Genomic DNA, 12,406 nt, shown 5'->3' with positions numbered 1-12,406 from the left:
CCCGCGGACTACGTCACCTTGCCAGTGTCAGCAAGTCACCGCCGCTTCGGCTCACTTCCTCTCGCAGCAGAGAAAGGGCATGCCCCGGTACTACGACGTCAACTCCCCCGGGTTCTGCATTCCAGACATGCTCAAGCAGCTTCACCCCCATGCGGGCGGGCTACGCTGGCTGGGCGTACCGTAGGTCGCATCCGCCACCCACAGTCGATTGGGCTCGTCGGCGCTGAAGTGTCGTTGCACCAGATCCGGCGCGGGCCGTGCGTTGGGCTGCCGCCGTGTGGTAGAGATCCAGCGTCGCCGGCTTACGCCACACAGGCCGGCCAGACGCATCAGGCGGGCAACGCGTTTGCGTCCAACATGCACGCCTTGCTCGGCAAGTTCGAAATGAATGCGAGGCATGCCGTAGACGCCGCGCGAGCCTGCGTGGATCGCCCGGATGCGCGCGAGCAGATCGGCGTCGCTGCACGCTCGCTTCGATGGCGCGCGCTCAAGCCATGCGTAAAAGCCGCTGGCGGAGACCCCGAGCAGCCGTGCCATCGTGGCAATGGGCCATGCGGCCCGATTCGCTTTCATGAACTCGAACCCTTCTCGGGCACCGTTCCGGTCTCCCGTGCGAACCAGGCCGCGGCTTTTGAGAGGATCTCTCGCTCAAGCTCAAGCTGGCGCACCTTGCGGCGCAGGCGCGTAAGTTCTTCGCGCTCGGAAGTGGTGAGCCCATCGAGTCGTGTACCGGCGTCACGAGCTGCCTGCCCGACCCAGTTGTAGATGGTTTGCGCCGTCGGCTCAAACTCCTTGGCCAGTTCCTCCGGCGTGCGACCGGCCTTGACCAGTTCGACTATCTGGGCCCGGAATTCCGCCGGGTACGGGGTACGGTGCTTCGCCATAATGGGCACCTCCTGAACAAAAGGATAGATGTCCACGAAAGCGGGTCAACTCCACACATGAAGGCTTGGCGGCAGGAATTTCAGCCCCGACGCCACGTTCTCGAAAACAATGATTCGCTACGCCACGATTTTAACGGAGGTGGCTGTATCTCGGATGCATGTCAGGAAGTCGCGAACAAGGACAGAGAGCCGGTGGAGTCGTGGTGGAATCGCCGTTCGAAAATTTCGCACCTCGAATCGCTCGGACATGAGGCTCTGATCTCGACTGACTGGCGGAGCGAAGAGAGCGGCGGTCGCGCGGGGAAGGGCGGGCATGTCGCACCAGCAACGGATCGTTGCTTACGTGACCAGGACACCGCGCTCGAGCAGCAATTCCTCGATGTCGCGCAGGACCAAGCTGAACCGGCAATGCCAGCGAACCGTGCAGCAGGGAGCGATGGCCGTGATAAAGCCATTTCACCGGGCCAAGCTTGAATCATCTGGGAGGCTGGCCAACGCTGTCGGATCGGTCAGGTAATGGAGCGGGATTCGTTGAGAGGCACTTTAAAGTGCGCGCTTGAGTCCCGCCGGGCGGTTCTGTCGCAAATCCATCCGACAGGCAATGCGGTCGATGACCATCGCGCCAATCGCGCAGTGAAGGAGCATCGCTGCGATGCCGGTCCTGCACCGTCGGGCGAGATCGGTCGTTGATTCCGCAGTGGTATCCGCTCTCGGCGGCCCTGAATCGTGCCATCATGGACGCCGTGTAATTTGCTAAGGCGGCTTAGCGCGACAACTGACTGCCGTTTCCAACCAAGCACGGAGGAGCGTGAAAATGGTCGAATCAGGAATGGGACATTGGAGGCGCACGGGCGCATTGCTGGCCGCAGCAGCCGGACTCCTGGCGCTATCGGGCGCGGCTCTCGCCACCAACCAGTCGCAACAGCGCCAACAAGGCAGAAACGTAAACCAAGCTGCCAAACACGAGGCGCGCACGAGCAAGGTCGACTGCCGGGCCGCAAACCAGAAGAGCAATTCCCAGTGCCGGCAAGACAAGCGCGACACGAAGCAGGAAGGCCGCCAACAAAAACGCGATGTCAAGTACTAGCTGGGAGTGCCGGTCAACGTGTGCGTCTGCAGCGGAGCATGCGTCGGACGCCCGACGAATGTTTGTCGTGAGCGCGCCTGTTTAGGCCGGCGCAACGAGAAGCTGCAAAAGTGATTTTGTCGATCGCAATCCGATCCCTCGCGAGTTTGCCGCGCCCGCGCGGCAAACTCGCCGAGATGCTGCGCCTGTTTTCACACAGTCTCGCTCGACGGGCGACTCGCTCAGACGGTGCGAGCGTCCGGCTGCTATTCCATTGCTCACTACGCGAACTTCCTTCCCGCACGACCGGCACCGGCTGCCGCGCACGGACACCCCCAAGACTGCCACCTCAACTGGCGCAGTACTATGCTGAGCCTCGGGTGAGACCTCCGCCCCCCTGCGGCGACGAATTCGGTGATGTCGTCGCGGCCGCGCGCAAAGAGTCCCGATACCCAGGACCGCCGCCATTAGTGGGCGGTGAAGGTGGCGCGAAAAATGAGCAGCCCATCGGGACCTCAGCGCGGCACGAAGCGGCACTAGCTTCATCACCCTGCCGAGCCCCGACAAACCACAATTGATCCGCGCCGCGGGCGACAAGCACAAACATCCGCCAGTGACGGCTTCGCCTGAATCGCAGCGAAAGCGTGCGGCGCGGGATAGTATGTCAATGCGGGGTAGATTCTTGAATACTGCCGCCTGCATGGGGAATCGCATCCCGACTTGCGATCCTGCGAATCGGCGGCACTTGAAGCAGTGGATGTCGTGGCCAGTCGACCGGAATCATGCAGCCGATGTCGTTGAAGCTTGTTTCGTCTTTGCCGAGCGAGAGTGTGGGGACAATCTATGGCAACGATTGATCGACGAGGCGCCGGGCCAGCGGCGGCCGTGTCTGCAAAGGGACGACCAAATCGGCGAGCGTCGAAAGAACAGGCCGTCGCAGGCCTTCCCGTGCACGATGCGCTCTGCGCGTTGCAGGAAGAAGGCCACCAACAACGAATGCACGCGGTCATCCAGCTTGGCAAGGAGCGCGGCTACCTAACTTACACGGAAATCGCGGATTGCTTGCCGGACGACTTCCTGCAGGCCCCGGTCATCGAAAGAATCGTGAGCACTTTCGACGAGATGGGAGTGGCGGTCTACGAGCACACGCCGGATGCGCAGACGCTGCTCATGAACGACGCAACACAGGCGGCCACCTCAGGAGACCAGACCGACGACGAAACGGAAGCCATACTCTCGGGAGTCGACTCCGAATTCGGACGAACCACCGATCCCACTCGCATCTACATGCGTGAAATCGGCGCGACCGAATTGCTGACTCGGGCGGGCGAGGCCGCTATTGGGAAGCGAATCGAGGATGGCCTTCACGAAATGATCGAAGTGATCGCCGCCTGCCCGGCGACCGTTTCGACGCTTCTCGCGATCGCCGAGCAGGTGAAGGTCGGCGAGCTTTTGATCGACGAATTGGTTGACGGGCTCAACGCGGTTTCGACAGCGGACGACCTGCGAGCTTTAGGCGCACCGACTCTCGAGGACGTCGAGGCGGAAACCGCCAACAGCGACGACGCGGTCAATGATGAAGAAAGCCAGATCGAGGAGAAGGATGAGGCGAAAGAGGATGAAACGCGTCTACAGTTGGCAAACGATAGTCTCGCGATCTTTGCCCGAGTACGCGATTTAGCGAGAGAATTGCTGCCGGTCAATCCGGCGGACGCTGTCGGCACGATCGCCTCTTCTCGGGTGCGAGCAGAGATCCGGCGCGAATTGGGACGAATCCGCTTTACGGCCCGGACCATCGACCGTCTCTATGCCGACGTTCAGCAGCAAGTTCGGGAAGTGCGCGCGGTTGAACGGCGTATTTTGGAGATTGCTGTCGACCGGTGCGGCATGCCGCGCGAGCGATTCATCGAATCGTTTGTGGGAAGCGAGACCGACCTTGGCTGGGTCGAGAAGACCGTAGCGGCAGCGCCCGCGCTACGCGCCGCGTTAGAACGGAGTCTGCCGGCGATCCAAGCCGAACAGCAAAAGCTGATCGACATCGAAATCAATTTGGTACTGCCACTGCAGCACTTGAAGCACGTCAACCGGCAGATGACTGCCGCCGCATCGAAAATTCGACAAGCGAAGCGTGAACTGATCGAGGCCAACCTGCGTCTCGTGATTTCCATCGCGAAGAAGTATGCGAACCGTGGCATGCCCTTCCTGGATCTTGTTCAGGAGGGCAACATTGGGTTGATGAAGGCCGTCCACAAATTCGAATATCGACGTGGCTGGAAGTTCTCCACCTATGCGACATGGTGGGTGCGGCAAGCTGTGACGCGTTCGCTTGCCGACCAGGCGCGCACGATCCGAGTCCCGGTGCATGTGTTCGACTTGAGCAACAAGCTTAGTCGGATATCGCGGGAAATTATGCAGCGGACGGGGCATGAACCGCATCCTGCGCTGCTGGCCGAGCACATGGAGTTGCCGCTGGACAAGGTTCTTGAACTTTTGAAGATAGCCAAGCAGCCGTTGTCTCTGGAGACGCCGACGGGCGAGCATCCCGATGCGACCCTCGGTGACCTTATCGAAGATATCTCGACGACGTCGCCTGACGACGCGGCGGTGCACGCCAATCGACACGCCGCAATCGAGCAGGCGTTGGGTGCGCTGTCGCTGCGTGAAGCAAAGGTATTGCGAATGCGCTTCGGGATCGATACCGCGACCGACTACACGCTCGATGAAGTTGGCGAGCAGTTCAACGTGAGTCGCGAGCGGATTCGGCAGATCGAAAGCAAGGCGATGCGAAAACTGAAGCACCCGGCGCATGCCGATAGGCTGCGCCTATATATCGACGATTGATCCACAGGCACGCGGAATGTGAAGGGGAGCGGCATGGGCACGCTCGCTATCGTCGCCATCGACCTAGGCAAGGACGTTTTTGCGTGCTTGACAAGACTGGTGCCGTGTCGCAGCGATGCGTGTTGGCGAGTCATTAGCAGACCTATCACCGCCGGCCTAATCGCCAGTAATCAAATAGGGATCTCTTGTTTGGCTCATATCGTGGCCAGCCCGAAACGCATCGGGCAACAAGGCCGTTTGCAAAGACGTAGTCTCTTCCTTGTTCTTGCTCTCGTGCACGAACTGTAGATGATCGTTGATTGGCGGCTCGATACAACAGACTCGCATGGCTCTTGACTTCGAAGGGGAAGTCCTTGCAAACATTACGGGAAGAATGTCAAAAGCGGCGCGCGGTTTCGGTGGGCGCTTCGGCGGGCAAGCGCTGGATGCAAGGTGGCATACCTGATGGCGAGGAAGGATCCAACGCTCGCTCGGATCATTGTCGGCAGCGAAAATTTCGCTGATGTTCAGTATCAGGGACTTCAGCCTCGGTCGGGTCGTCCTTCTAAAGCGAGGATGCGTCGCGGTGCGAGGGTAGAGAGCGGCCCAAAAGCAGCCATTTGTTTTCCGCTAGTCGTATGGGCGCTCTGGGTCGGTTTCGGGCGACCGCGTCGGGAAGTGACCGGCCAATGCACGTCGTTCGACGCTCCGCCAGTCTGGTTCCGCCCGCATCCCTGAGCGGTCACTCACGGATCGGCGCCGACACCGGAGGTGTGTCTGCCAAGTCAAAGTACATGCCCTCCGCGATTTCCGCGGCGGATCACCGCAAGCGGATCTGACAAATTCACTCACTCGGCACCGGGAAAACGTCGCTGACGCGACAGGCGCCGCTTATCGTGGCTATGCGACAGACCATCTTTGGATAGCGAAGGGATTGAGCGGGCGAGTGCAGCACGGCGAGTTCGCCGGCTCGCCGTCCCGGCTCTGCTACTAGCATTCCTGCGCTTGCTCAGGTAACGGGCACGAACTCTCCTTCGGCGAAGAACCACGCCGACATCGTCCGTGCCATTTCGAGCACGACCTCCGCGTCGGTCCGGCCGGAGGACACGCGCACATGGAACGAATGATCTGCGTCGTCCACCACATGGAGCGTGGCGCGTGGCCCCAGCGTCTCGACGACCGACCTAAGCAGGTGAAGCTCGGCCAACTTGTCGCGCGTGCCCTGCAGGAAGAGAATCGGCACCGTGACGTCCGCCAGGTGCCGTGCCCGCTCCACACCGGGCGCGCCCGCCGGGTGCAGCGGGAACGCGACGAAAGCGAGGCCACGCACGCCGTCGAGCGGGGAGATGGCTTGGGCCTGGGACGTCATGCGGCCGCCGAACGACCTGCCGCCCGCGAAGAGCGGCAGGGCTGGCAGCCGCCGGCGGGCCTCTGCGACGGCTGCCTGCACGGCAGCATGTGCCACGGCCGGCGAGTCCACCCGCTTGGAGCCCCGCTCCATGTACGGAAACTGGTAGCGCAATGTGGCGACATTGGCCGCCGCAAGCGCGTCGGCCAATGACGACATTCCGGCGTGCTGCATGCCGGCCCCGGCACCGTGCGCGAAGACATACAGGGCTCGCGCGTCCTCCGGCACTTGGAGGAGCGCAGAGACCTCCGTGCCGTCGGGCAGTGACAGGGAAAGCGATTCTGGGTCGTCCATCGTATTCAGGTCGTGTCGTTGTGGCCTTTGCGCCGATTCTGCATCAATGAGGCATCGGGGAGCGTCTGTGGCGGCCTCCGGCAAGGCATTGCGCAGGCGGAGTTTGCCGGCCGATCCATAGCGCGCGCCCATCGTGAACGGCGCCGCAGTCGCGATGTGTCGGTTGACGACCGCAAGCCCGACGGCGTAATTGCACGCCCATCATTGTCAGCGAGCTGTTACGACACTGCAATCAGCGTCAAAGGAAGTTCTCGAAGGGCAGTTCAACTAGCTGGCTCTCTGGACGAGCATGTCCGGCTGCAGAAAGTTCTGGGTTCGGCCAAAAAGTGTCGTTCGCGTGATTGTCGCGAATGACAATGTCAGCCATCCGGATCCCATGGCAGCACTTATCTTGCCCACGGACGGGGGACACCTTGAATTTGGCGTCGGTCATTGTTTCAAAGGGCAGCGGTGCTCGTAGCCGATCGTCGGGTGACGCCGCGTGCCGCAATCGATCATGCGCGAACGGCCGTTGGACTCGCACGAGCGGTCAGTCAAATACTAGCGAGTCGAATGACGGCAGGGGTCGGGCAGGTACATTCGGCGGCGATGTCGAGATCGCCGAGCGATGTCCGCAGTCATGTCATGTGTTCTCGCGAATCTCAAACACAAGTTCGCCTAGCTACGCTCGTCTGAGCGGTGGCATATACATCGACTCGCTCGCGAAACTGAGTTGATGGTCGAGCGCGCACGACAGTCGGTTCGCTTTTCAACAGAGTTATCCACGGTTTCTGTGGATAAACGGGACCACTCCGATGTTCAGTCGAATTGAAGCAAGCCGTAGGAACATGCCCGCTTTCCCTTGGCGTGTTCTAGCGACGCACCCACTTCGAACGTTCGACAGTGCGTATGGGCGATTCAGGCCCTCTGCAAAATGTCCACCGCAGTTTCGGCATCTTGCAGCGAGTCGACAGCGATATAGGCGATGAACTGCGTGCCAAGTACCGCGGCGGAAACACCGCGGAGATTGACGCCGCCGTCGGCGAGCATTTGGCTTACTTGCCCGATGATCCCCAGTTGATCCATGCCCATCACACGCACGGAGTGAAGGCTCGGACTGACGCTGAAGCCCGCTTGTGTAGCGGCGCGAATCTCGCTTTCCCCTTGCACAGGTGCGACGAACACGACTCCCTTGCCGGCTGCTTCAGGCGTGCGCCGTGCGACGACGAACTGGAGGTCGACTCCAGCCTGTCGCAAAGCATTTAACACTTGCGCAAGCCCACCCGGTTTGTCCTCGATGGTGGCCGCCCAGACATCGACACGTTCGACGCTCAGTTCCATTGCAATTCCTCCGCCAGTCGCATTGCAAATAAAAATCTAGTTCATCAATGGCGCGCGAACAAGACCGGTAAGGTAGCGAAAGGCGAATGGTCCCGCTCATGGGGCGTGTGCACGACCGGATCCGCGAAGAAGAACTTTGTCTCTTCATGTAATGCAACTAATCTCGGTTCCGCAAACCCCATCGAAAGGCTTCGTCACCAGTACGCCACCAGCGCAGGGGGTGGCGCTCGGCGCGCGCGAAGGGAGCACACGCGTGATCCGACACCGCGCGATTTAGCGCCGTGCTGCCGTCGAGCGCAGGCGGAATGATGAGCGTCTCCAGCGGCGCAGGCTGAAACGCAGGCGGGGTCGGCGGGATAGGGCAGCGTTCAAAGTCGGGCGATTTAGCAAACGGCAGTATGGATCAATTAGTTTGACATTATAGCCATAATGTCAATATAATCGGTCGCGATCGATCTCCTGAGAACACGAGTGTTCGGTATTTGTGCGATGACTGCCCGTGCTCATTGGCACCGGGCTCTATATGAATCGCGCGTGTGACCGACGCGTCGAACAGATTCAAGGAGTCGTGAGACGCCTCGGCTCAGAAGTGACCGACCCGTTCGCGCCAGGATCGCCTCGCGCTACCAATGCCGTTGGCTTGCGCCGCGCCTGCCTGACATCAGAGGCGCCGCCTACGGTTCTCGCTAGCAGCACGAAGAAGGAAGCAAACGCTCGCAGATGGCAGTGACCAAAACGGCCGGCAGGAACGAGTGGACAAGCGAACCGCGCGGATTTGGCGCTTCCAGTTCCGCAACGTCACCGTATCCTCACGATTAGCACACTTTATCGGAAGCGGCGCATCTGAGCATCGGGTTGCGACCTCGTCAGCACTGTGTCAACCAGCCTCGACGGTCGATGCGATTGGGATTTTCCTCACTTCCGTTGAACGTGCCGCGTCTAGCGTTTGGGTCACGCGAGGTAACTCGGGCGATCGTGTGAGGCAGCCTCAGTTCGTTTCCCGATGGTCGAACGTTCGCGAGCGCGAATGTCAGGCTTACGAATCGGCGGATGCGTACTCTCGGCCACTACCGGTCATTCGTGGAGCCACATCCGAGGTGCGAAAAGTAGATTCGGCTCTTCGTTCAGCGGCGACCGGCTCGCCACCATCACACGCCGTCAGTTGCACTGTTCCGCGTGTAATTTCGCCATGGAAACTGATAGTGCGCTACCCCTCATTTCCAACAATTCTGCCTAATTTAACTTAAGTGGATCGCCTAATGTTGTCGGCAGGCTTCGGAAGAGAGGTGGCATGCCATGAGCAAGGCTGGACCGGGGCTAGGGGATTTGAGTACCACCGAAAAGCATATCTACCAATAAATTTTCGAGATTGCTCACGCAGAACTTGCGCATTGTCGACAATGGCGAATCATCGCATGATTCGCTTCCGCCCACGACTTTCTCAAAGGGGATTGGAGATGAGTCAGCGAGAGTTTACATCTCGACTACTTGTAGCGAGTATTTTTTGTTTCTTTCTAAGTGCATGTGGCGGCGGAGACTCTAACGGCCTGACGGCTACGCCTACTAGCGTGTCAATGTTGGCGGCTGACCGGAAGCAAACTCCACCGGTAGAGTCAGCATTACCGACCATGGTGCCTGGCTTCAATATCCAAGTTTATTCCAATGTAGACCAGCCTATGAAGTTGTCTTTCGGGCCCGACGGCGCGCTCTATGTGGGACGGCAGGGAGGTAACAACCGGATTCACCGGATCGCTCCCGAGGGAAGTCCAGTTTCCGAATTCGGTCCACCCATGGCCGACCCGGATGCAGTACTTTTTGACGCTACTGGACGTATCAGTGGCACACCAAACTCCGTCCTCGTCGGGGGAGGAGGAATCCTCGCGGCGATCTTCCCGAATCAAACAGCGACGGTTGTTTTTAATACAGGCTTCACTGATGTGAATGACATGAAGTTCGATGGTTCGGGGCGCCTTATTTTCTCCGATGATCTCCCTCGGATCCTCACAAGCAGCGGAAGCACGCCGACTGTATTGATATCTCTCCCTATCCGGGCTGGCAGTATCGCCGTCGACAGAAATAACCGAATTTTCCTGGCGCTGGCAGATGGGACGATCAGCATTTACAAGGCAGATGGAACGCTGGAAGACAGTGCCTTTGCGACCGGGTTGGCCGGTCTTGATACATACCTCGCCTTTGGTCCGGGGGCAGGCGGTTTCGGGCACGAACTCTACGTCCTGAATGGAAGCGACCTTCTTCGCTTTGACACGAATGGCAAAACCACCCTGATTGGATCAGGATTCAGTGCTGGTCCATCGTCTGGTACTGGATTTGTGTTTGGTCCTGACAAAGCGCTCTATGTCTCCGAGTACTCTAATAATCGAATTCTAAAAATTACTAGGGGAAACTGAGATTAAGGCGATGGCGCGAATGATCAATCTGTGCCACGGAGGTCTGCGATGATCGACGACGACCTCTTCGTCGCCATAAAACGGCTGCGCGAATGGGCGCGTGCGCATGTGCGAAGGCAATGGGTTTATGGCAGCCAACTTAAGGGTGTCCAGCGGAAAGACAGCGATCTCGACGTTGCCATGGAAATCGACGCTATGTGCTCCGATGAGACAGCAAGGGTTTCGTGGGTCTGTCACCGCACTGAGTGGGAAACTGAGATGACCGCGCTCGTCCCATATAAGGTACACCTCCAAGATTATGATCTTACAAACCCAACGTCACGCGTTGTCGCATATATCGGCTGCTGTGCCGTGTTGGTCTATCAGCGCGATCCTATGGTCGAAGGATAGATCGTAGCAAACGGCGATCACCACGAAGCCGGAATTCTTTGTGACGCGTCACAGGAGGAGGCTCGCGTTGGTCGCACATATCGTAATTAGCCTGCTTCTCGCGATGACAGCAGCATTGCCGCAGCGCGCATTTGGCCAACACGATCAGAACAGCTTGATTGGTATGGTAACCGATGCACACGTTCTTCGACATTGGTGGGCGGTCAAGTCACCTTCACAGGGAACCAACTGCAGAGCCTACGATCGTTTGTCCAGATGGGTTCGACGAAAAGTTGTCGAAACTCTTTGAGAACGAAAATTTGATCGTTCTGCAATTTGTTGGCACTGACGGAGGCATCCGCGCCGACGCCGGTCGCCAGCAGCACGCCCTGCGCGCCGAAGTAGCGGATGAGGATGATATTGCCGAACATCTTAAATCCGCCATGCGCATTTCCTTAGCGCTAGCTGACGGCGAGAGTCTCGAGAATGCTGGCAGCCGTCAGTTCGCCGAGTACAGCGAGGCGCTCGCTTGGGCCCAACGAGCAGTGCTTGACAGATAGTGCACGCAGAATAGAACGAAGGCACGGCCGCAGCGCGAAAGGAGAGCACGTTCCAAGCAAAAGGTTCGCTCGTCCTTGACGGTTGCCGCGATAACCCGCCGTTATCACGGCGAGAGTGCTCGGAATCGGTCGGCCGTGATGGTCAGCGAAAAGAAAGCCCGCCAACGCTGGCGGGCGAATTAAGAGGGCGAGCGCCGTCAAAGCGCCCGACTCAATTCTCTAGCGCCGCCGGGCGCGTCGCAAGCGCCGCGGTGAAACGCTGTATTTCGCTTCTCGCTGCGACATCAGGTTCGGCCGATCGAACTCTGAATCGCCCTTGCTCACGCACTTGAACTGAATGACAGCTTTTTGAACCTTCCTTCGATGTACGGCAAGGATGCCCCAGCTAGCAGCCACATCAGCGAAACTAAACAGGATCACGAAGACAGTCATGCCGTCGGCGCCTCCGTTGTCGGAATCAATCGCCGGGCAAGCGGCCCGTACGGCGCTTCCTCCTGATCTCATCACCTTGAGAAGTGACGGCTCTCCGGTTGCAGCAGGATCTTATCGATGACGTAATGAACCGGCACGCCGCTCGGCGGAAGGCACGTGATGGTCTGCCCGCAACGCGCACCTAACAGTGCGATACCCGTCGGCGATAGAACGGACAATCGCCCGTGCTGATAATCCGCCTCGCGCGGATAAACCAGCGTCCATATATGCGTATCAGAGCCGTCGGTGGTGGAACATTCCACAATTGTGTTCATCGTGACGACGTCGGGTGGCATCTCAGCCGAATCGATAAATAACGCTGTCGCTTCTATGACATCCAAAAATGCGCGCTGCGTCGGTGACGCGGTCGGCATGTGTGCACATTGCCGGAGTCGCTCCATGTCGGATTCGGACACGGTCGGTCGGCCTGACATACGGTCATCCTTGACCGTCATCGAAACTTTTGCGGACAACATGTGTGCCTCCGGCTGGAATACAAGTTACAGATATCGGCGCAATCCCGGTCATTCCACACGTCGAGCCACGAACCGTCCAAGAAAACGAGCCGGTCGATGGCTCCCAACTGATGTATATCGAGCAAGGCGCTCCGGTTGACGAATGCGCCGGGCCAATCGTCAGGAAAGACAACCTGCATCAAGGCGCCGAAGCGCTGAGTTATCTCGGCGACGCTCGCTTCACTGGACGGCTCCTTCACGTCAAGCCAGTAGGCTTCTATGGGGCATTGAAAGTCAAGCCCTTTCGCGGTCCGTTTTTACGTCAGTCATCTCCCATGGATAACCTCGTTT

Annotated in this window: 10 protein-coding genes and 2 pseudogenes; 5 read left to right on the top strand and 7 right to left on the bottom strand. The window is 59.1% G+C overall.

Going from position 1 to position 12,406, the window contains the following annotated elements; translation table 11 throughout:
• Positions 1-180 precede the first annotated feature (180 nt).
• Positions 181-884 (bottom strand): annotated as a pseudogene (locus tag AWB78_RS48900) (IS3 family transposase); the annotation flags it as partial.
• 342 nt (positions 885-1,226) lie between these two features.
• Positions 1,227-1,331, bottom strand: a pseudogene (locus AWB78_RS48895) (IS6 family transposase); the annotation flags it as partial.
• Positions 1,332-1,698: 367 nt separating this feature from the next.
• On the opposite strand from AWB78_RS48895, the gene AWB78_RS39430 reads away from it, so the two are divergent.
• Both AWB78_RS39430 and rpoD read left to right on the top strand, forming a co-directional pair.
• Positions 1,699-1,971, top strand: a complete 273-nt coding sequence (locus tag AWB78_RS39430; protein WP_062612278.1) for a hypothetical protein — start codon at positions 1,699-1,701, stop codon at positions 1,969-1,971.
• An 822-nt stretch (positions 1,972-2,793) separates the two neighbouring features.
• Entirely contained in the window at positions 2,794-4,791 is a 1,998-nt protein-coding gene (gene rpoD, locus AWB78_RS39425; protein WP_062612276.1) for an RNA polymerase sigma factor RpoD, read from the top strand.
• 988 nt (positions 4,792-5,779) lie between these two features.
• Here rpoD and AWB78_RS39420 read toward each other — a convergent pair.
• The gene (locus AWB78_RS39420) at positions 5,780-6,472 is read right to left on the bottom strand and encodes an alpha/beta hydrolase family protein (protein ID WP_062612286.1); all 693 of its coding nucleotides are present in this window, start codon (positions 6,470-6,472) and stop codon (positions 5,780-5,782) included.
• An 897-nt stretch (positions 6,473-7,369) separates the two neighbouring features.
• Complete coding sequence (locus AWB78_RS39415; protein WP_062612274.1) at positions 7,370-7,792, bottom strand: ACT domain-containing protein; 423 nt, start codon at positions 7,790-7,792, stop codon at positions 7,370-7,372.
• Positions 7,793-9,420: 1,628 nt separating this feature from the next.
• On the opposite strand from AWB78_RS39415, the gene AWB78_RS39410 reads away from it, so the two are divergent.
• A complete protein-coding gene (locus AWB78_RS39410; RefSeq protein ID WP_157697795.1) occupies positions 9,421-10,200 on the top strand; it encodes an NHL repeat-containing protein in 780 nt (259 codons plus the stop codon).
• Between the two features lie 48 nt (positions 10,201-10,248).
• Complete coding sequence (locus AWB78_RS39405) at positions 10,249-10,590, top strand: nucleotidyltransferase domain-containing protein (protein ID WP_062612270.1); 342 nt, start codon at positions 10,249-10,251, stop codon at positions 10,588-10,590.
• A 203-nt stretch (positions 10,591-10,793) separates the two neighbouring features.
• Here AWB78_RS39405 and AWB78_RS39400 read toward each other — a convergent pair whose 3' ends face one another.
• The 3 genes from AWB78_RS39400 to AWB78_RS39390 all read right to left on the bottom strand — a co-directional run bounded on the left by AWB78_RS39400 (position 10,794) and on the right by AWB78_RS39390 (position 12,076).
• Entirely contained in the window at positions 10,794-11,000 is a 207-nt protein-coding gene (locus tag AWB78_RS39400; protein WP_062612267.1) for a hypothetical protein, read from the bottom strand.
• Positions 11,001-11,348: 348 nt separating this feature from the next.
• Positions 11,349-11,561, bottom strand: a complete 213-nt coding sequence (locus AWB78_RS39395) for a hypothetical protein (protein WP_062612265.1) — start codon at positions 11,559-11,561, stop codon at positions 11,349-11,351.
• A gap of 71 nt (positions 11,562-11,632) precedes the next feature.
• Complete coding sequence (locus tag AWB78_RS39390; protein WP_232478065.1) at positions 11,633-12,076, bottom strand: GreA/GreB family elongation factor; 444 nt, start codon at positions 12,074-12,076, stop codon at positions 11,633-11,635.
• A 2-nt stretch (positions 12,077-12,078) separates the two neighbouring features.
• On the opposite strand from AWB78_RS39390, the gene AWB78_RS48890 reads away from it, so the two are divergent.
• Positions 12,079-12,406 (top strand): hypothetical protein (locus AWB78_RS48890; RefSeq protein ID WP_232478064.1); only part of this gene is annotated, 328 nt, incomplete at its 3' end.

It is taken from the genome of Caballeronia calidae (genome assembly GCF_900044055.2).
GTDB classification, from domain to species: Bacteria; Pseudomonadota; Gammaproteobacteria; order Burkholderiales; family Burkholderiaceae; genus Caballeronia; species Caballeronia calidae.
This window is presented reverse-complemented; position numbering and strand designations above follow the sequence as displayed.

Excerpts from the sequence above, each read along its gene's own strand:
- AWB78_RS39430 (WP_062612278.1), top strand. The coding sequence starts at position 1,699 with ATGGTCGAATCAGGAATGGGACATTGGAGGCGCACGGGCGCATTGCTG.
- rpoD (WP_062612276.1), top strand. The coding sequence starts at position 2,794 with ATGGCAACGATTGATCGACGAGGCGCCGGGCCAGCGGCGGCCGTGTCT.
- AWB78_RS39420 (WP_062612286.1), bottom strand. The coding sequence starts at position 6,472 with ATGGACGACCCAGAATCGCTTTCCCTGTCACTGCCCGACGGCACGGAG.
- AWB78_RS39415 (WP_062612274.1), bottom strand. The coding sequence starts at position 7,792 with ATGGAACTGAGCGTCGAACGTGTCGATGTCTGGGCGGCCACCATCGAG.
- AWB78_RS39410 (WP_157697795.1), top strand. The coding sequence starts at position 9,421 with ATGGTGCCTGGCTTCAATATCCAAGTTTATTCCAATGTAGACCAGCCT.
- AWB78_RS39405 (WP_062612270.1), top strand. The coding sequence starts at position 10,249 with ATGATCGACGACGACCTCTTCGTCGCCATAAAACGGCTGCGCGAATGG.
- AWB78_RS39400 (WP_062612267.1), bottom strand. The coding sequence starts at position 11,000 with ATGTTCGGCAATATCATCCTCATCCGCTACTTCGGCGCGCAGGGCGTG.
- AWB78_RS39395 (WP_062612265.1), bottom strand. The coding sequence starts at position 11,561 with ATGACTGTCTTCGTGATCCTGTTTAGTTTCGCTGATGTGGCTGCTAGC.
- AWB78_RS39390 (WP_232478065.1), bottom strand. The coding sequence starts at position 12,076 with ATGTTGTCCGCAAAAGTTTCGATGACGGTCAAGGATGACCGTATGTCA.